This window comes from Treponema denticola ATCC 35405 (assembly GCF_000008185.1).
In the GTDB taxonomy this organism is placed as follows: Bacteria; Spirochaetota; Spirochaetia; order Treponematales; family Treponemataceae; genus Treponema_B; species Treponema_B denticola.
The window spans coordinates 1,166,893-1,187,489 of the sequence record NC_002967.9; the positions used below are offsets into that span (position 1 = coordinate 1,166,893).

General features: G+C 37.2%; 12 protein-coding genes. All 12 read right to left on the bottom strand.

Translation table 11 applies throughout. From position 1 onward, the window contains the following. Positions 1–72: 72 nt before the first annotated feature. The 12 genes from TDE_RS05445 to TDE_RS05500 all read right to left on the bottom strand — a co-directional run bounded on the left by TDE_RS05445 (position 73) and on the right by TDE_RS05500 (position 20,586). Positions 73–753, bottom strand: a complete 681-nt coding sequence (locus TDE_RS05445) for a hypothetical protein (RefSeq protein WP_010956885.1) — start codon at positions 751–753, stop codon at positions 73–75. Between the two features lies 1 nt (position 754). Beyond that, positions 755–1,924, bottom strand: a complete 1,170-nt coding sequence (locus TDE_RS05450; protein ID WP_164920593.1) for a LamG domain-containing protein — start codon at positions 1,922–1,924, stop codon at positions 755–757. 3 nt (positions 1,925–1,927) lie between these two features. After that, complete coding sequence (locus tag TDE_RS05455; protein ID WP_010956887.1) at positions 1,928–3,043, bottom strand: hypothetical protein; 1,116 nt, start codon at positions 3,041–3,043, stop codon at positions 1,928–1,930. Between the two features lie 14 nt (positions 3,044–3,057). Next, complete coding sequence (locus tag TDE_RS05460) at positions 3,058–4,641, bottom strand: tail fiber (protein ID WP_010956888.1); 1,584 nt, start codon at positions 4,639–4,641, stop codon at positions 3,058–3,060. Positions 4,642–4,665: 24 nt separating this feature from the next. Then, positions 4,666–12,735, bottom strand: coding sequence for a phage minor structural protein (locus TDE_RS05465; protein ID WP_010956889.1), 8,070 nt, complete (start codon positions 12,733–12,735; stop codon positions 4,666–4,668). A 17-nt stretch (positions 12,736–12,752) separates the two neighbouring features. Further along, positions 12,753–15,032 carry a hypothetical protein gene (locus TDE_RS05470; RefSeq protein WP_010956890.1) on the bottom strand — a complete coding sequence of 760 codons (2,280 nt, stop codon included), beginning with the start codon at positions 15,030–15,032 and terminating at the stop codon, positions 12,753–12,755. Between the two features lie 13 nt (positions 15,033–15,045). Beyond that, positions 15,046–16,053 (bottom strand): hypothetical protein, encoded by a 1,008-nt coding sequence (locus tag TDE_RS05475; RefSeq protein WP_010956891.1) that lies wholly within the window; start codon positions 16,051–16,053, stop codon positions 15,046–15,048. A 12-nt stretch (positions 16,054–16,065) separates the two neighbouring features. Then, positions 16,066–18,009, bottom strand: a complete 1,944-nt coding sequence (locus tag TDE_RS05480) for a hypothetical protein (RefSeq protein WP_010956892.1) — start codon at positions 18,007–18,009, stop codon at positions 16,066–16,068. Positions 18,010–18,021: 12 nt separating this feature from the next. Beyond that, on the bottom strand, positions 18,022–18,612 hold the full coding sequence (locus TDE_RS05485; RefSeq protein WP_010956893.1) for a hypothetical protein: 591 nt from the start codon (positions 18,610–18,612) through the stop codon (positions 18,022–18,024). 114 nt (positions 18,613–18,726) lie between these two features. After that, positions 18,727–19,158, bottom strand: a complete 432-nt coding sequence (locus tag TDE_RS05490) for a hypothetical protein (RefSeq protein WP_010956894.1) — start codon at positions 19,156–19,158, stop codon at positions 18,727–18,729. 13 nt (positions 19,159–19,171) lie between these two features. Further along, entirely contained in the window at positions 19,172–19,555 is a 384-nt protein-coding gene (locus TDE_RS05495) for a Bbp16 family capsid cement protein (protein ID WP_010956895.1), read from the bottom strand. 68 nt (positions 19,556–19,623) lie between these two features. Then, positions 19,624–20,586 carry a major capsid protein gene (locus TDE_RS05500; RefSeq protein WP_010956896.1) on the bottom strand — a complete coding sequence of 321 codons (963 nt, stop codon included), beginning with the start codon at positions 20,584–20,586 and terminating at the stop codon, positions 19,624–19,626. Positions 20,587–20,597 lie beyond the last annotated feature (11 nt).

The window sequence follows — 20,597 nt, forward strand, 5'->3', positions numbered from 1 at the left end:
ATAAGTTATAAAATTTTTATAAAAGTTAAATAAAGATTTAATGAATTTATGAAAAAATTACAATTCTAAGTTTTATTCTTGTAAATTTGAAATCATATAAATACCGCTATCTGTTTTTATTCTAAAAATTGAAGAAAAGTGTGAAGAAGGTTTGACAAGCATTATATGTCTGATTTTTCCATTATGGAAACATGATAGAGGTGAAGGAAATGCTGTTTCTGCAGGTTTAAAAATTTTATTGTTTCCCATTATTCTTAATCCGCTGTCTTTTATAGGTCTTTCATAAATAAGTAACTCATAAAAATTATAAGTAAAGGTTGCATCTATAGTTCTTCCATACCCAAAAATTCCTATAATAAGTTCTTTGACTTTAAATTTAACATTCTTTTCATCATAAGATGATATTGAACCTTTACTATCTCTTGGAAATACAGAACCCAGTCTAAAAGGCCCATGTATCTCATTTGATGCTGATACTGTAGTGTATGAAATAGCTCCATATGCAGGAATATTTTCATTACAAGTCATTTCTATTGTTAAACCTAATCCATACATAATAAATTCATTATCAAAAGAGATTCTAAAAACAGGTTCAGATGGAGCAGGGCTCCATACCGCATAATTGCATGAAGAATTTATATTTTCATCTTTTAAACATTCAGTATCACCTGTAATATATCCTCTTGTGTTTATTTTTGCAATATTTCCAAATTTTATAACATTCCTTGAAAATTCAGTTAAGGGAAAATCCATATTATATTCCTTTTCTAAACCATATTTCGCCAAACACGGCATTTTGAGGATCTTCTGTTAGTGTAGGTGCAATTAATTTATTTGCTGTAACAGTAGCCCCCTTTATATATATATCCCCATTCGTATCAATCTTAAAAATCTCTTCTCCCTTATTCCTAATCTTCAACCCATTCAGCTCATCAAACCACGCTTCAAAATCCTGATTAGTTGTATCGTCTGTATCAATTTTTAATTTTTGAACCACAAGATTTTTAATAAACGCCTGATTGACTAAAAGCTCATCAATCATCGCTTTTTGAGCGACGAGCACTTTAGCAAACAAAGCCCCGAAGTGCCCCGTCTGCTGTTTTAACTCCTCAATCTGGAACATATGCACTAAGCACGACTGATACTCTTTTGCATAGTTTACTTCCGGCTCTAGATTTAACCATTGTGCACCGCTCCACTTATAGCACACCCCGACCTTCCAGCCTCCTATAGTTCTTCCGGAAAGAACCCAATCGCCGGAGTTAGCGTCTACGGCTCCGAGCCTTTCGCCTTTAGTGATGATGGCTGTTTTTGTATCGGGCACTGTTTCAACGACACCTAGATATTTCGGCGTTGCCTCTGTAACGATATTTTTAAGCTGCTGTACCTGCGTGCCTTTTGTTACAAGACGATATAGGCCACGGATTTCCGACTCGGTAACAACTGCCTTGTACATTCTAACTTCATCAAAAGTAGCGTGAGTCCTGCCGCCTCCTAGTGTAAAGCCTTCGGAAAAATCTACAGGGTAATTTCCTGCCGTAACTTCGGCTTTTAGTTCCGCATTTTTGTAAACTTTAAAAAAGCTGTTCTTTGAAAAGAGAAAGCACCAATGCGCCTGCTCTTGGTCGTCTTTTATGTCGGTTACGGTTTTAACCTCGGCAAGTTCGATTGTTAAAAAGTCTGTTGTTTGGTCAAAGTAAGCTTTTATATTAGCTGTTGCAAAAACGCCCCTATAGGCGTCTGCTTCTACAACGCCGTCCCATTGCCGCCAAAGCGAGATAGTAAGTTCGTTTCTATTGCCGGCAATCGGCATAGTTCCAGCTCCTGCCGGTAAATAAACGGCATTGCCCGATACACCTTGAACAATTTGAGCATCGGCGGGCAAAGTCATGTTAGAGCCATTTGCGTAGTTGATTGCTTCCACGATTTACACCTCCGTTTCTGTAAACATGCCTGCAAAATGAAAGGCTCTTTCGTTTTCAGGAACATCAATATTAAATTGCAAAAGTTTAAGGCCGTTAATCTCTACCGTGTTTTGAATCACTTCATTTTCAGGAACATGAATAAAGCCCCATTGATAGTTGGGTAAGTTTTGTTTTATTTTTGCAAAGTTACCACAAACGATTTTATCAAAATCAAACTCGACGTTTGTTTTAAATCCTGTAAAAATGGGACTGGGCGTGTAATGGTCAGCCCAACACAAAACACCTATTATTAAATTTCCTGTCTTTGAGTAGGGAATTCTTACATTTGTATGTTTTTTATTCGCAGCAAAATAAGATTTGGTAAGTCCTCCAGATAGTGAATCGTAAGTACTTTTGTTTGTCGGGTTATAAGAATCCAAATCAAAAATTCTTGTAGGTGTCCACATAAAGTCCGTGTTTCTTTCGGCCACAGCCCAGCCGCCAATGTACCATGTTGCAACAGAGCTAGACAATGCTATATAAGAGTAACCCTCATCATTTTTTATTATATCTTCTTTGTTGTAATTAAAGGCGGTCCATTGGTAATATCTTGAGTCCCAAGCGTCTTGATTTTTTGGATTAAACACAACGCTCTTTCCATAGTCAGCATGCTTATCTGCAACTTGAGAACCCAGTAAAGTTTTAATACTTTTATCGGAATTACACATCCATGCTGTTATTATACCGTGGCTCCAGTTGTCATCGTTTGAGCGTTTTATAAAAAACGTTCCGTCTTTGTTTTCAGGCAATTTTAATTTAATAACAATATAATTTACAGGTGTTTGTGTTTCACAATTTGATATGACAGTATGTCCTGTAAATTTAACCATATATTGGGCATACCATTTTCCATATTTTGCAACAGTCCCTGTCCCAACACCAATTAAATTAGTAAGAGGTTCATCTGTCATCTGGAAGTCTTCTCGACCGTCCCAAATTATCTGCCCGTTTTTGTAAAGCGGTTGTAAAATAGCGGCTTGCCTTTTTACTTCGGTAAAGTCGGTGTTAAACGTATCTCTTAAAGCGTTGTAGGTTTCCGTAAGCCGATTAACGGCTTCAATTACTTGTTCATTTGTCATTTTTTTTCATCTCCTTATATAACTTTTATAAACGGGTATACCCCGTATGATTTAACTCGATTGTCTTCGGCTGTAGGGACTACACGAGAGGCGTCAAATCCTAATAACCGTAAATAACTGCTGGCTTGAGAAGTTCCAGAGTCAATATACCCCGTATCGAGGGTGTGAAATACTCCGGCAGTAAGATTGGGATAGCCGTCATTCCCTTGCACTCCAACTCGTCCCTTAAGGTTTCGAATGGCGTCTCCCTGAAACTCCAGTGCTAGTGCTGCACCGCCTCGATCGCTTCCGTCATCGACTGCTCTTAATGCAACGCCTCGCAAGTCAGGCAGTTTCGGATAGCCGAAAGAGTCATAGCCTAGATAGTTTTTCTTGTTTCTATCCCCAAAGTTCTCAAGCCAAAATTGATAAAACTCGGGGTAAAGTTCCGGAATAAACGAATAGCCGTTTGCATATAAATAGCCGTAGGTATATTTTTTGTTTGTAAAGTATCTTACCTCGCCGATTGCTCCCGACTCTTTAATAAACCGGTCTCTGTGAGCATTCTCCAACTCGTTAGTTTTTTCTTGAATAAAATTAAGCATTTTATTTTTTTCTTCAAGATAAAAATTATTTATTTCATTCTTAAAATTGGTAATTGTTTGTTGTGCATTATTGCTAAGTTTATTTTCCGTATGCTGCAAAATTTCATCAATTAAGGATTGCTTAATATTGCCTTCAAAGGCCCACACGTGGCCTCTAAAATCTACCACCGCATAGCAGCCAAGCCCGAATGTTTTGGCGTTTATATTTTGAGAGACTTTATTAGTTGCAGGTTCTTCAGTTTGAATTGTAACATTAAAAATCCCTGTTAATTTATAAACTATTAAATACTGCTTAGCTCCGTTACCGTTTTGCTTATCAAAGAAAAGTTTTAATGTAAAATCGTTTTTTAATTCTCCAGATAAAATTATAACGTTATTTAAAGCTTCTTCAAAAGTCATTTTGATTTCTGTTTTATTTGTACAATCAAGCTCTATGATTTTAGATTGCCAAGCTGTAAATGAAGGGGTTGGAGCGGGCAGAGCTTGGGGTGTTTCATCAAAGTTCAGAAGACTTAAAATGTCGGTATCGGTGGGGAATGATAAGTAATTTTCGGCATCACTTGCAACTTGCAAGACTGCCCGGGACTTATAATAATCTGCAAATTTTTTATTAAAAACTTCTCTATCAACGTCTAAGGCTTCCGACATCTCATCAAAGATTTTTAAGTCTATAAAAAGATAATCCCTTAAGGCTTTAAAAGCTACTTTGAAAGCATTTATCTCTGATTCGCCTTTTTTCGCATTTTGAGCTTTTTGTAAAATAATAGGATATTCCGTTTCAATAATACCGACTTCTTTTTTTAAAATTTGCTTTTCATTTGCCGTAATAACTCCGTCCGCCGATATATTCTCGTACAGCTTTTCAATATCTGCAATAATCTTTGATTGTTGTGCATCCGAGCTTTTTAAATGAGTATGAATAGAATTTAATGCTCCGTTTTCTAACTTGCCTAAAACTTTTAAACTTCCTACGGTCAAAGCTTCAGAGCTTTTATCGTTTGATCTTAGATTCATTCTTTTTCCCTCCTCAATTCCTAATTATCTTCGGCCCCATAAGGCGCTAGGCATCTCTCCATTAAAAAGTTGTTCTGCTGTATAAAAGGCTTCTTTTACACCAGATGTTGGTAGTCCCAATGTAAGGGCTGAAGCTTCCCAATATTTTTGAGCGGCTTTTTTTATATCTGCATCGGTTAAGGCTTTTGAACCGTCTATAAACTTTTCTGCAGCTACAAACACATTAGAGTTACCTTTATATTTTGTTTTACCGGTAATTGCCTTTTCTGCAAAGCCTGTTATCATGCCATTGATTAAAGGTATGCTGTCCGTTGCTTGCGTAAAAGTGTAAAAAATACCTCGGCGTATTTTATCTTCTGGCTCATCTTTATCATCTCCAAACCCCTCGGTAATAGCTCCCACGGCAAGACCGGCTAAAGCGTAACCCGTGATTATTCCGGCTGCTCTTTTATACTGCTTATTCTTTATCGCATTGGGTAGATCGTGCCTTATATTATTGTAAATAACATTAAGTGAGCTTTGAAATTGTAAAAGCATTCTTAAGGCTTCACCTCCCTCTCTAAAAAGCGGTGCTAATTCTTCGGCCCTTCCTGACGGCTGCGTTCTTACCAATACATCATCGGCCCATTGCGTAGCTTTCAAATCTATTTCCAAATCGGTTAAGGGCTTTTCAAGACTTGTATTAGCTTTTCTAAGTCTCCCTTCTTCTTCTCTAAAAGCCGCAAGCCAGCCCGGAGCAACACAAGCCTTATCTATCCACTCTAGGCCTTCCATTCCTTTTTGTTGTAATTTAGTAATAGCTTTGCCGCCTTTAGTCTTAGCCTCTTTTGCGAGTTCATCAACTATACCCTGCATCATATCAAAGCTTCTGTCCTGCATTAGTTTACTTCGTGAGTGAATAAATTCCATCATCTCCTTATTATATATCGTTAAATCTAAGGCAGCCTTTGCATAATTTACGGGGTTGACATACTGCATAAATGGGGCAGGGCTTGTTAAACCTTGCTTTATAATCCCTGACATCTTCCAGCCTAAATAAGCGGCTGCCGTATTTCCTCTCAACATTCTTAGCATCTTATCCGTATCTGAATAAACTCGTCCGGCTGTCGGATCTACAATCGTGTTTACCTGCTTATCAAGGTACCTTAAAGCTTCGTTTCCGTATGCTGCTTCAAGAGTTCGTCTAAATTGTTTTGAATCATAACCTTTTATAACCCTGTTTAATTTTTGGGCATATTTATCATAAGCATAAAGCCTCTCGTTTGCTTCTACGCTTTCTAAGAATGTATTTACTGCATTCAACTTAATAGGTGATTGATTCCCCTTTCCTATATCGATACGGGCCTTAGTTTGTCCTTTTTCTATACCGTGCCTTGTGCCTGTTGCGTGCTCTCCTACAATCTTTTTTTGCACTTTTCGAGCATCTTCTTCTCCTGATACATCAAGCCTCAACATTGGAAAGTAATCATCTCGTATTTCCGTAATAATATTATTTACAGTGCGGTTATGGTCTTTTAATCTTAGCCCTTCAGCTTTATATTCTTTTTTTAGATAATCCACAAGGTTTTTAATTTTTTCATCGCTCCGGATTAATTCTTCCGCTTTTTCAAGAACCCTGCCGTATCTCATTTCGGAAAAAGTATCTAATGCTCCATAACTATTTGATTGTTTTGCAATATCTCTTTCGTCTTGCTCTGCAAAGTTTCCGTATTGGACAGCCGCTCGGCTTTTTTCGTCAAAACTGGCAAGGTAGGCACCTATTATCTCGCTTACACTTAATGTTAAATCCTTTTTATCCTTTCCTACATAAAAATTTTCAAACAATATCTTTTTTTCTAAGTCTGCAACTTTTAATCCGTTTTTTTCCATAAACTCATTAAAATGACTTAAGCGGGTATCCATCCCAGCCTTAAACCGATTGTAACATTCTCGTTGCTCAAATTCCAATAAGTCATATAGAACGCCTCGGCTTCCGCCGTCAAGCATTTCTATAAAAGCGTAAGGCCTCATCGCCGCATACTTTAATTTCCGCCTTAAAGCCTGTAAGCCTCCTTTTTTTTGTTTTTCTACATCGCTCCAAGTTGCAGCCTTTTCATCAAAACCTTTTTTGTGTATAAAGTTTTTTATACCCATATCTCTAATTAAGTAAGCTTCAAATTTTTCTGTTGCTTTTTTAGCAGAATATTTTTGTCTACCTTCTCTATAAGTTTTTTCTATAACCTTTGCTAAGTCTATAAGCTCATCAACCGTCCATTGACTTAAAGGCTGGTGTTTTAATTTTGCGATCATTGAATCGGGTAAAACGGTTGAGGCTAGTTTTTCTATTTGTTTATCCGTTAAATCTTCTGTTCTCATGTCTAAAAAGTTCTTTTCTGTGCGGTTATAAAGACCTAAACTAAAAAACTTATTTCGGGCCGGTATTAGTCTTTGTGCGAGCTTTTTATCATCGGCCGTCCATTCTCCTATAGGCTTATTTTCAAGAAGATTTCTTAAAGTCTCCCAGCCTTTTTTATTTCCTGCCATTCTAGCTAAAGTTTTTCTGTATTCCTCATTTGTTGACCATAAAGCATAAGCTTCTCTTATTCTAGGATCATCTTTATCGATGGTTGCGTTTAAAGCTTTTTGTACATCTTTTTTTAAAAACATTTGAACTGCTGCTAAAGCTTCCGCTTCCTCTGCGTTACATACTTTTAAATTTACTCTTTTCATAACCGCTTTTAAAGCAACATCACGGGCTTTAACCGTATCGGTTAAGACTTTTCTATTTATTCTTTCATTTTTTAATTGTTCTTCCAAATTGTGAATAATTCTGCTATCGTATGCATTATCTTCTTTTAATTTGGCAATCTGCTTTTCAAGTTCCTTTATATTTTTATTTTTTTCTTGAATAAGTCCTTCTATCTGTTTTATGTCTTCACTTGTAATTGTTCCTTTATTGATACGATCTTCCATTTCCTTATCATTGATTACCTTGATAAGCTGTTGCTTTTCTGCAGGGCTCATATTTTCAAGCTTTAATTCATCCAGTTTAACACCGATATCCGGTCGGCTTTTGAGCTTTGTTTTAATGATTGAATCCGTTGTTTCGGCATCTTTAACCTTCATATCTTCACGGCCCATTATATCCGCATAAAGCGAACGATAAGAACGTGGGTTATTTCTCATCTGCCCTTGAATATTTTTTATGGAGTTTTTAGAAAAATCCTTGCCTCTAAAGGCGTTTGCCATTTGACTTTTCCATGCGTGATTTTTCATTTCTCTATTTATTCTTGATTGTTTTCGTTTTAAGTCATCGCGATAATCCGCTTCTTGTTCGTCTGCCGGTTTAAAGTTATCAAAATCAAAATAGTAAATATTAGCGGCTTCTTTTACAAGCTCTTCTACTTTTTGTACATCTTCCATTTCTTCAATAAACATTTCATCTTGAATTTCAGCTCTGGACTTACGGATCTGTTTTTCCTCTGTATGATTTTCACTTACCGCCTTTGCATAAGTTTCAGTCCATGCTTTCTCCTTTTCTGTCAGGCTTCTTAAAGCATTAAAGCCGTTAAGTTCTGCAAAGATATTTCTAAAGCCTTGTAAATCCTCTTTAATATAATTTAAGGCTATAGTATGTTGTTTTTCGGTTAAAGGTTTACCATTCGTTATTTGATATGCGATTGTAGAAAATGCTCCGCCTGAGCTTTGCATTAAATCTTTCAGCTCTGTAAAACCTTGATTTTCTGCTTTTATATAAGCTTTCATAAACTCCCGCATAGCCTCACGGTTTTCCATCATTTTAATAAATGTATCGTTTTTTATGTTTTCATCTTTTAAATCTTTTTGTAAAGCCTTTTCAAGTTCAGGCGTTAAAGAGTCTCTATATGCCTTATCAGCCTTGGCCCTTTCTTCATTGTCTGCATATAAAAACCTATATGCTTCACTTGGGCTTTCTCCGATAACAATACTTTCTAAATGTTCCCTAGCGGTTTCTTCTCCTCCCGATTCTGAAGCCTCGGCTATTTCCTTGTAAGTTTCCGCCTCCGTTTGAAAATAAATAGCTTGCGGGTTATCGCCTATAATATCACTTTTTTTCAAAACTCCTGTATTGACATTTCCTGCATTTTCGCCGATAATACTATTAGAAGGGTTGAGTTTGGAGAATGCCTCTAAGGGGAATGATACCCCGGTGATTGCGCTCCATTCATCAGCCCTTTTATCGTCTACATACAATAGATTTCCATTATCTATCCAACCTTGTAAAGTATTCCATCCGCTTTTTGCTATTATGTCTCTTTCATAAACACTTCGGATTGAATTTATTGTTCCGTGCTTATCTTCATAATTCATCTCTATAGCAGCAATTACCGGCTTACCGTCTATGATATGCTCAGTAAAAATTAAGCGGCTGTTAGGTTGGCTTTCATTTTGCGACTTAAAAACCGCTATAGGATCAAGCAGCTGTTCCGGCAAGGTTTTTAATATGGCTTGTGTTATATCCTTATGTTTATCGGTTATATGTTTAAGAACTGCACCCGTTACCGTTATAGGCTTATCCTCAAAACCTACTGCCCGTAAAATCGCAGGTGTGCGTTTTGTTACCGTTAAAACCTCATTTCCCTTTAAATTTCCGTTAAAGTACTTATCAATTCCCTTTCTATACTCATCTGCATTTTCTTTAAAATCTATTTCTTCCTGAGTTACCGGCTCCGTTTGAAAAAGCATATCTCCCATATCATTAAGCCGTCTTTGTTCAAGGGCTCTATTGGCAGTAAACTCCTCATAACTTGTATGGGCACTTTTTGCATCTTCTTGTATTTTTGCCTTTATAGCCTCACCATCAAGCCCGGGAAAGTTCTTTTTATAATATTCAATAGTTTCAGCTTCATACTGTGCACCGTTTAATCTTATATCCTCTTTGCGTTCTTCTGCTGCCTTTATGCTGTTTTGCATTGCTTCCCGTGCTGCCTGCGTCGCCTTTTCGTATGCTTCGTTTATCTTTCCCTTTTCTGTCTTTTCTGTATTGACGGCTTCGATGTTTTCGGTTATACTGGAATCAGCCTGAGCCGTGGGTGTGCCGCTATTTTTAGCCGTCTCCCACCTTTGGGATTTGTCGTTTTCGGCTTCCCATCTTTGCTCAGGCTTAATTATTTCATCAAGTTCAAGCGAGTATATTCTATGCCCATGCTCTTCTGTTTCTTTTAATGTTATGAGTGCTTCGCCGCTTTTACCGTCTGATAATGTCAAGGCTGCTGTAAAACGTTTTATACTTACTATATTTGAGCGTTCATTTTTTATATCTGTATGAGTATTAAGTAATTTTGCTTTTTCATAAAGAACTTTTATTTCTGCAACTGCTCCGTAATGTTCTTTACGCGTAAAACCGTTAGCTTCAGATTTTTCTACCGCCTTATTGCTTGTCATCTTATTTATTCCGGTAGAAGATAAACGAGCTATTATGCCTGTTTCTTTATTCTTTATATCTGTATTTTTTACACCTTCAAGAGCTTGTTTTACTGCATCGACTGACGATAAAATATTTTTTATAAATACACTATTGCTTTCGTTCTCATTATCAATGCGTTCTTCTGCCTGTTTTAAGGTACTGTTATCTTTTCCTAAAAGCTCATCATATACCTTGCGTATATCATCATTTATTCCGATTATTTCTTTTAAGTTTTTATAAATACGGCTTAAAAACTCAGCAGCCTTTTGGAATATGTTTTTTAATTCCTCTGTAGGAGCCACACCTTCCTTTAAATATTGTTCAAACCCTTGTGCAAATTCTTCTTCTTGTGCTCTTGTCCATTTGCCGTCCTTTACATCAAAAGCCGATTCCGCCTGTATCAATAAGTCTCCGTTTAAAGTCTTTCGTGCAACATGAGCCGCCTCATGTACAAATGTACTAAAATCTGCCTTTTTACCTACATAAACTAAGGCTTTTATATCCCCTTGCATTTCTTTAAAGGCAGCAGCTCCCTTTATATCCTTTGTGTCTACTTCTTCTTGTGCCGCTATCTTTTCAAGGTCTGCAGGCGGGGTGTTAGTTAAAATCTCATCAGAATAGTATGTATCCAAATAAGTTTGCGCGTCCATACCTGCACCCTTAGCTAAGGCATCAAAAATAACCGTTGCCGTGTGCCGCTCCTCATCGGTTAAGTTAGGCATTGTTTCTTTTAAACGCTCTGTAAGTTTTATATTCTCTCTTACTTCTTCAGGGCTATTTTCTGTAAAATACTGTAATCCGTTTTCCTTTCCGTTCGGATTTTCGGCTATAAGTTCGGCTTTTATCTTTTGTAAGGTTTCACCTTTAGGATTCCATTCAATTTTTGCTCCATTAAATTTTTCTCCAAAGTCTCTTACAAACTCTTTTATAATCCCTTGATATTCATCACTTTGCACTCTTACATTTTTAATCGTTACGGTATTTTTCTCCTTGTCAAAAGAATAATAAATATGTCCGTAATCGTTATACTCTGTTTCTTGCGTGGGATCTCCCACTATGTATTCACCTTCTATATTCCCGTTTGTTTTTTCATGTTTTTGTCCTTCGGTAATATAAAGCCTATCTCCATGTCTTACAACATCAGAGGCCTTGCCCCATCTTTTAGGTACAGGTTGTTCTTCTCCGTTTTCGTCTTTTTCTTTGATGATGTTTCCTTCTTCATCTGTTTCATATATGATTTCGCCGTCCTTATCTCTCATCACTTCGCCTTCAATTCTGGCATTATGATGAAGCCATTCATCATAATCATCAATCTTTGCTTTTTGAAAACTCTCTCTACTCTCTTTTTGTGCCTCATAAATAGAACTTAAGTTTTCTTTTTTATCTGCCTCAGTCATTCCTTCAAACATAGCATTGTCTTTATTTTTTCTGATAAAATCTTCTTTTGAAGGATTTACTATTGCCGATTTTTTTATATTGTTTGCTTCCTGCACATTTGCCTTTGTAAACTTTACGGCTCCCGGTACTCCTAAAACTAAAGAACCTGCCATACCGCCTTTAAAACTTTCCCAAACATTACCGGCAATAGTCCATGCATCGTCTGTTTCTACTCCTTCACCTTGTAAGACGGCTGCTAATTCTTTTGTTCCTGCACTTACTAATTCTTGTACGGCTTCTTCAACACCCTCGCTAAATGTATCTACTCCATAATGCATTAAGCCCTTAGCAATATGGCCCATTGTTCCTTTGGCGTTTAATCTTGTAATCATTTTACTGACTATCTTATCAGCACCCAAGCCTTTGCCTGTAATACTTGCAACATTACCTAAAGAAACTTCAATAGCTGCTTGTAAACCGCCCGACATTATAGCCATTTTTTTGGCTAGATCAGCTTTAACCCCTGCTTTTTTTAAATCTAAATATTCCAATCCTGTCTGCATTTCCATGGACCTTGCAAAACCGGCGGCCGTACCTATTCCGGGTGCGATTATAGAGCCTAAAGCCGAAGGTATAAAAACATGGGCCGAAAAAGGAATTGTTTGTGCTCCTGATTGTAATAATTTCGTAAACCATGTACGAGGCATATCATCTTTTAGATATTCATTATCTTCTTCTATTTCTTTTATTTCATTTTGTAACCTTTGAATTTCTTTTACATCTCCGTTGTGTTCTGCTTTTAAAAGTTGGGCTCCAAGTCCGCCTAATTTTACGGTATTATTTCCTAAAGCAAAACTATTAACGATAGAAGTAAAAGCACTTTGGGGTGTTTTTTTTACCGGACCTAACCACCAGTTGTTTAAATCTTCCAAGTGTTCATAAGTGTAGGATAAAGGCATGTTAAACTGTTTTGAATATTTATAAGCAGAAGCAAATCTATAGGCCTCATCTTCCGGTATTTCAGAATTTGCAATCGCTGCGTTTAATATTTCATATTCTCCATCACTTAAATTTATTAAGTATCTATCTTGATTCTTTTTTCGTTTTTTTTCTCTTTCCTCTATTTCTCTAATTTGATTTTGTGAACTCAAAAAAGATAAATCTGTATTTTTCTTTTCAAACCTATTATTATCAAAAACAGTGTTAGGTTGTCCAAAATCTAAATAGTGATAAGTCGTCTGTCCTCGTCTTCCTTGATTTTGTCCTAAAATTATATCGTTAAAGTCGCTCATTATTATTCCTCCTTAATTTAAAAACTGCTCATACTTTTGTTTGACTGCCTAAAGTCCTTCTTTTCTTTTTTGTAGTTTTGAATAAACCTTATTTTTTCTTCATCCGATAATTTATCATATTCTGCTTTTATTTTAGGACTCATACTTTTAATTAAACTTTCATTGATTATATCAACCGGTGAAATTCCTTTTTTAAAGGTTTGAATGACTTCATCTTTATTAAGTCTATGTCCTCTGCCTATATTTTTATCTTGATCTCTTTGATTTATGGCACTATATAATTGCAAAAAGCGCTGCCTATCTTCTTGAGTATTAAGATTATCATAAAAAGGTTTAATATCCCGTTGTATGTTTTCAGCCTTGAAGCTAGACTGAATAAGGTTATTCATTTCTTTTTTCTCTGCTTCTATTTTTGCATCTTTTTTATCCTGTCTAACTTCTTCAGATAACTTTTCTGTAGTTTTAATTTCCTTAGTTTTCCAATCAACTGTTCTTAATACAGCTTTACCGTTCTTGTCGGTTTCAAAGTAAGAAGCTGTTTTTCCGTCTGTACAGTAAATTCTATTTGCTTCCGTATCATAGAAAATAGATAACTTGCCTATATCCTTTTCATCGTTAGGGTTCAACCCTAATGCAGTAGCTGTTTCTCGTCTTAAATCGTTTTCATGAGCTGCAACGGCCGCCCTAGCTTCTTCTCTGATAACTATAGTTCCATTTCTATCCCTAGTAATAACTCCCGGCTGAGTTGTTTCTGCTACTACCTTGCCTAAGTTTTCGGCTGATTCTTTTTTCCACCACAAGGCACCGCTGGAACCTGTGTATGAATCAAACATTTTTGCTGTATTTTCCCCTGATCGCTTTTCCATTAAAGACAATAAGTCTTTATTTGCTAACTCAGGATATCTTGACTGTTCTACAATATTCAATAATCCTTCAACAAAATTTCCTGCGTTTTCTAAAGCAGTCTTTTGTTCTTTAGGGGATAATTTATCTACGCCTAATTGAGCCTTTCTAAGAGTCTCGTATGTTTCTTTGTATTTTTTTACAGGCTCTTTTAATCCCGGAGGTAAAGCATCTTCTATCTGTTTATAAAATTCTTCGATGGCGCCCGGAAACACATAAGCTGCGGGCAGTCCTTTTATTTTAGCAATTTCATTTATATCGCGCAGCATTTGCTCTTTAGTTTCGTTTGCACTGACATAAATTTTTTCTCCATTTTCATCATAAGCATTTATTCCGTACTTCCATTTTTCTGCATAAACGGCAGCAAATTTTTTAATATCCAAAGAACCCAATGCAGCTAAAGGACTGCCTGATTTTATATATTTGTCGATATTTTGTAAAAAATCATAGTATTTTTGTGTGTATGAAACGGCCGTATCAGGGTTTATAGGTTCTCCCGATTGAGCTTGAATGTTTTGTAATTCATTTATTCTTCCTTCGGCTAGATTTCTAGCGTCTATAATCTTACCATTTTGAACCAGTGATAATACATTAGTCCAATTATTAGCCTCCACTTTTTCAGCCTTTTGCCATTTTATGCTTCTTTGTTTATAATAATATTTTTCTACTTCTTCCGTTGCTGCTCCCTTTACCGATTCTGCTGTAATTCTCCCGCCTGCAACCGTAACAAACTCATTTTTGTATTCTTGTAATTTGGATGTTACCTCCTCAATAGAGGTTCCGCCATCTACCAAATTCTTACCTAATGTAACCATATCGTGATTCATAAGGTTTGCATAAGAATCTCTCATACTTTGATTAAACTGTTCATAGCTTAAAAGACCTGCCTCATACATAGTATAAAGTTTATTGTCTATCAATTCTTTTTTTTGCTGGCTGCCGGTTTTAATAAACTTATTACCTGCTTCATCTATTCCTTCTGTATCTGCAAAAGAATTGCTTAAAATAACATTGTTGATATAATCAAAACCCTTAGTAAAATCTTGAGCTCTCATTTTTTGATTGGCTATACTTTTAACCAATAGCCTCTGTTTCATCTCTTCATTTTTATATTGGCTGTCATAAACCCTTCTTGCAAAAGGACTCGATAAACCTTTGGATGTATCGTTATAAACATTGACCTTAAAATTTTCCCACTTCTTTTCGTAGTTTTCCCAATCGTTACTGTTTTGCATATCAAGGGCAAACTGATTGAATGCCTCCATATCTTTTAAAGCTGCATCCTGCACCTCCATTTGAGCCTTTAACTGTAATTCCTTATCTGCTGCATTTAAAACAGATTCCACTGCTCCAGACGCTGCCTGAAATGCATCAAAAATTCCACGTTTACCCATAACTTACATCTCCTTAAAACATATTCATATAGGGGCCTCTATATTTTCTCTTGTAATCTGAAAAATCTCTCTTGTAATTTGCTAAAGCTGCAGCTGTGCTTCCAAAATTTCCGGCTCTGCCGCCAAAACTTCCTCCGCCCCAATTTTTAGCAAACCCGGCAATGTTTGATCCAAAATTAAAACCTGAACCAAATCCTCCGAAAAGGTCTGTTAATCCATCCAGAAATGAATAAGCAGCTCTATCATAAGCTCTCTGCATAGCTTGTTGTTTAAACTCTCCGCCTAAATTCTGCAAGTTAATACTTCCCTGTAAATCAGCTCTTCGATTTGCAATTTTTTGATTAAACAGATTAACTGCTCGGCCACCTTCAGAGTAATCATCTCTTAACTGCTTTGAATCCCTAAAAGCTTTGTTTGCTGCATCTCTCTCCTCGTCTATCCTAAACATTCCGCCCTTCAAGTTACTAAAGGCACTCATTAAGCTTATTTCCTTTTGCGTTTCTCTTTGCTTTTTCATAAGGGCTAGGTCCTGATTAAAATTTTCTTCATTTTGACTTAATAGCCCCTCGCTTGAGTTAGCTCCGGCCCTAACTCCGCTTGTGCCTAATGCTGCCTTAAAAGCACCTTGCGTATTCTGAAAATTCTGCTTTCCTCGCTGTTCCTGATGTAAAAGGCTCTCATCCTGTGCGTTGCTTTGCTTTATAGCAAGATTAAATGCACGGCCTGTTAAGGTTTCGTCAAGGTCTGCCCTCATGTCTATGCGCTCGCCTTGATGCCATATATCGTCTGCCTTTCTAAAAGCATCCTCTTGCTCTATCTTAAAAACAGACTTTGCATAATTTATTTCTCTTTCGGCGGCCGCTCTTTGCTCTGCAATTTGAGCTTCCCGCATACGTCTTTCTTCTTCCTGCCTTGCTCTTATTTCTGCTTGTTCTTGTTGTGATCTATTCCAACCTTGGAATATGTTAAAGCCTGCACCTAAAGCACCAAAGGCAAGCCCTAATCCCATCAGTAAACCCATTAAAAACCTCCTTTAAGCCAGATTTGCATTAACGGCTAAAATCTCACACCTTTCGGGCCTTTTCATTTCAAGTTTAAAAAATACATCTCTATTAAAATTCCCCTCAACAGGAACCGAAACCACCCCGCTAAAAGGCTCATCTTCATATATAGTTTGCTCTCTTGTTTCCGTCTGACTTACAAGCGGTAAATAAGAATCTAAAAACCTTATCAATAAAGCTGCGATGCGTTTTTTATTGTTATCTGCACTGTTTATAACCGGCAAACTTTCAACAGTTGATGTGTATTCATAACCTATATACATCTCTTTTGAAAAATCCTTGTATTCATCAGGCAGTTCTTCTAATTTGAATATTTTTTTTTCTTTTGGGATAAATACGCTTGATAATTCGTATTCATCCGGTTTAGTTTCACTTGTGTATTTACTGAAGGAGTCAAGGTAAATAGTTTTATCCTTTTCTGTCTCTGTAATTTTTTCAAGATAAAAAATACCTTTTCTTTCAACCTCAAAATAAACATCATCAAATCCTTTTAGCCCCGGAACCGTTACTATATTTTTAATCTTGCCGTTTCCTAAAACAATCTTAGTCCATGCTGCAATGCCTGTATTCTTGTCATACAACAAAACGCAAGCGCTTCCATCCTCAAGGCTTAAATATATTTTTTGTACCGGCGAATTCGTATAATCAAAATCTACGGCCTTACTTTCAATCAATAAATGAGAGGCGGCTTGTGTAAGGTCAATAGACTTATAAGTGTGCTCTTGGAAGTCATAAGCATAATCCCTTAAACTGCGGCCGCCCTGTCCTATATAAATAACCGATCGGCCGATTAAAGAGCCTTGAAGATCCGCAACCCCATACCGGCTTTGTAGTTGTACCTCTATTCTTTGTGCCGTTACTCCATCGCTCATAACCCATTCAGAGCTTTCCGTCCCTATAATTAAGTCTTTTGAAGGTGTAATCCATTTGATTTTATCGTTCTTATCGCTTCCTATCTCAAAATAAAAAGCATGATCGGGTGCTGTTACATTGTTTATAATTTCAGTGTCTTTGTAATCGTCTGCCTGCGGGCTGTCTGCATTTCTCCATAAATGAATCGATAAAACGATATCCTCTTTATCGACTGTAGCAGGCTTTGATATTTTCATAGAGTCCGATGTTACCGATAAGACTTTAGTATCTTTCGGTATGCCCTTATGTCCGGATACATAATAATCTGTGATATTTGTAATGTCTGTAAAATCTTTTGTAAGTTCCGTTAATACATCGCTATCCTTTACTGCCTTTGCACTAAAGACTCGTAAATCGGGATTTTTTAACTGAGTTGTTTTAGAAACAACCGTATCAAAATAAGTAAAGTTTTCGTATTCAAAAACCTTGCTTGCCCATATCTTCTGTGGCTCCCTTATCGTGCTTGCAAAAAATAACCGTCCTTGAAAAAGAGCAACACAAGAAGGGTAGTTGTCGCTTCCTTGGAACGGCAGCTTATGAGCATTGCCGGTAATGTTCAAGCTACCGAATGTAAATGCATCTCCACCCTGCCATTTAATGACATAGGGCTTATAATGCCTATGTGCCAAATAAAGACTATCGTATGTTTGCGCATATTGTATTTCAGATAAATCACTTTTTTGATAAAGCGGTAAATCGGGAGTAGGGCTAAACTCTACAGGGAAACCTGCAAGAGTAAGAAGCGAGCCGTTTTTCCATATACGGATATATTCGCTCCCTATTTCAAAAATAAAGGATAAGGTGTTATTGACTATAAAAGGAATAAGGCGTGCATAACCTTTGAGCTTGCCTATTCTTTCGGTTCCGCCCCGTCTTTTAATCCCTCCGGTTTGCATGATATCAAAGTTTTCAAGACGTGAAACGCTGTTCTGATAAATAGGTAAATCGATCCTGCCATAAAGATTTTTACTTACCTCTCCGCCTGCAAAATTCGTAACCAACATATCATCCTCTTTTTAATCGAACCACCAAGAATTCCCTTTTTTCTTTCCGGCGCTTAAAGTCTTAGTATTTCTATAGGCTGCTTCTTCAATCATTGCGGCCTCCTGCAAAAGCATTTTATGTAATTCAGGTTTACCCGATAATTCTAAGGCAAATTTACTGGCAAGCCTTAATTCAAAGGCCTGATAAAACATAGCTTCATATTCGGGCGGATCATAATCGGGAAAATCATCATCAACATTTCCCATTCCTTCCGGTAATTTTCCATTGGTAATATAAAGTAAAACCGCTTCAGCTGCATCAGTATAAAGCGTTTTTCCTTCAACGATATAATAACTTTTATCTTTTAACTCTATAATTTTCCCGCAATCTATCGGGAGCTTAAAAGCTCCTGAGTAGTCGGTGTGATTTTCAGATAAATCTTTTTCAAGTCTTGCCCTTTTTTTTCCGCTAGTCCACGGTATCATCTCAAGGCTTTCTAACATGGTAGGTAAATAAAACTTTTTAACAAGTAAAAAACTTTTTGACTCTTTGTCAGTCTCATTTAATTGAGGCTCTCCGACGGCCGATAAAGCCCTGTTTGCAAGCTGTCTATCTATATTCATTTATCCCTCTTTTAAAGATGAGGCTTTAAGACATTAATCGAAAATAAAAGCCAAGTGAGGAGAAAAACTTTTTAATCTTCTCATAATGCCTTATCACCTCAAAAAGTAATCAATCTATACGGGATCAAAGAATTCTGAAGTCTCTTTGCTCGTAACCAAAATATCACCGGCTTTATAATAGGCTCCGTCAAAGGTGCATGCTGTGTTGCATACATATTCTTTTTCTTCGCCTGTAATAGCCGTATCAAGCGTTTCATTTAAGCTTGTAAGTTCCTTATCAAGTTTAGCCTTTTCTTTTTCAAGCTCTGCTCTTTCCAAGGCTAGGGCTTCTTTTTCCTTTTCAAGTTCTGCTCTTTCAGCTTCGAGCTCGGCCCTTAAAGCTGCTGCATCTCCTGTTTCGGCTCCGCCCGATGTTTCATCACTAGCGGTATCTTCACCGTCAAAGGATTCTTCTAAAAGCTCATCGATCTGCTCATCCGTAAAATGAGGATTACTAGCCTTTAGTTCTTCCCTTACTTCATTCTTTGTTTTATTTTTCTTTGCCATAAACTCATCCTCCTTACATTTCGGTATTCAAGATTGCGTGAATCTTGCCCTTGGTAAAAGTTCCTTGAACATCATACTTTACCCTTATGTACCTGCGTAAACCTTTAGGAATGACAAGAGAATAAAAAGGCTCTTTTTGACTTTCAACCAAGACTGCCGTATTAAAGGTAGTCGAGGTAAGTTTGTCATCAAAACTTGTACCGTTTGCACTATCCTGTAAGATAAACTTTAAGGAAGTTCCGCCTTGAAACTTTTCCTTGATTCTAAAGTCAATGCGTTTGCCGTCTGCACTGCAAGAGTCCGTGCCAAAATCTATAGCGTTTTGGCTTTCTGCTGTCGTTGTAATTGCCTGATCGCTTGAAAGCTCCAAGCGTTTATCCAAATAAAGATTAATCATTTTTTTCTCCTTATAAAAACTTTTTATTCAACGGGTAATCGGCATAATTACCGATTACCCGTTATCCATTACACAAGTGCTTGTTCGGTTGAAAGAATTGCATCAACCCTTCGGCATCTTCCCGACCTGATATGAGTAATCATATCGCCCCATGGATCCTCTTTGGTAAATACGGCATTACCCTTGCTCCAAGCGGCCTTGTCGATTTTTACCAAAATATCCTGATTGCAATAAATAGAAACGCCTTGTGCCCCTTGCGGTAATCGCAGCATAGCTTCAAGAATCATTTCCACTATTTTGTCTCCCGGAACCGTGTTATCAATATTACAAATACGCTTAACGGCATCAGGATGAGCAATCGAAAGCCCGTAATGAGTGCTAAAAAACTGCACATAAGCCGGCATTACCTTGCCTTGCTCCATAGGCCAATTTTGAAGCCCCATGTCTTCGGTTTTAATCCCGCAATCCTTACGGCCTCGCGGGTAAATAAGATGAGCAAATCTGTTGCCGATTGCGCATACATAAATGGATGTACACTTATTGCCGGATCCGCCAGCGTTAATAACATTCTTATTTGTAAGCTTATTAAGCCTTACCGCAAGTCCGTTGATTTCCGCCTCGTTTCTTCCGTGGTCGCCGTAAATAAGTTCTTCTGCTTGTGTTTGTCCCATACCCTGCAAAAAAGCATCGGCCTCACTTGCCCTCAAAGCCTTAACGTTTCCGGAATGATCTGCCAAGTCCTTATCTACAATGCTGTAATCTTCAAGCATAGTGATACGGTCTCTGATCGTGTCGGTTGTTGTAGCTCCCGGTGCAATCCCCTCATTGTACTTTCTGTGTGTACCGCTTCTTAAAGAAGTACGTACAAGAGTATTGTGTATTGTACCGTCGTTTGCCTCAATCATAGGCATGTCTTTTAAAATCTCATTCGTTTGAGCCATAAGCTCTACGATATGGAACCCGTCCTGATTGTTAGCCCTTCGCATAACCTCCAATGCGGTCATACTGTCTGTCATCGATAAATTAGGCATTTATTTTACTC

What these genes read in the sequence shown, in the direction of transcription:
- TDE_RS05470 (WP_010956890.1), bottom strand. Translation starts at nt 15,032, where the DNA reads ATGGGTAAACGTGGAATTTTTGATGCATTTCAGGCAGCGTCTGGAGCA.
- TDE_RS05445 (WP_010956885.1), bottom strand. Translation starts at nt 753, where the DNA reads ATGGATTTTCCCTTAACTGAATTTTCAAGGAATGTTATAAAATTTGGA.
- TDE_RS05475 (WP_010956891.1), bottom strand. Translation starts at nt 16,053, where the DNA reads ATGGGTTTACTGATGGGATTAGGGCTTGCCTTTGGTGCTTTAGGTGCA.
- TDE_RS05460 (WP_010956888.1), bottom strand. Translation starts at nt 4,641, where the DNA reads ATGAATCTAAGATCAAACGATAAAAGCTCTGAAGCTTTGACCGTAGGA.
- TDE_RS05490 (WP_010956894.1), bottom strand. Translation starts at nt 19,158, where the DNA reads ATGGCAAAGAAAAATAAAACAAAGAATGAAGTAAGGGAAGAACTAAAG.
- TDE_RS05485 (WP_010956893.1), bottom strand. Translation starts at nt 18,612, where the DNA reads ATGAATATAGATAGACAGCTTGCAAACAGGGCTTTATCGGCCGTCGGA.
- TDE_RS05465 (WP_010956889.1), bottom strand. Translation starts at nt 12,735, where the DNA reads ATGAGCGACTTTAACGATATAATTTTAGGACAAAATCAAGGAAGACGA.
- TDE_RS05500 (WP_010956896.1), bottom strand. Translation starts at nt 20,586, where the DNA reads ATGCCTAATTTATCGATGACAGACAGTATGACCGCATTGGAGGTTATG.
- TDE_RS05480 (WP_010956892.1), bottom strand. Translation starts at nt 18,009, where the DNA reads ATGTTGGTTACGAATTTTGCAGGCGGAGAGGTAAGTAAAAATCTTTAT.
- TDE_RS05495 (WP_010956895.1), bottom strand. Translation starts at nt 19,555, where the DNA reads ATGATTAATCTTTATTTGGATAAACGCTTGGAGCTTTCAAGCGATCAG.
- TDE_RS05455 (WP_010956887.1), bottom strand. Translation starts at nt 3,043, where the DNA reads ATGACAAATGAACAAGTAATTGAAGCCGTTAATCGGCTTACGGAAACC.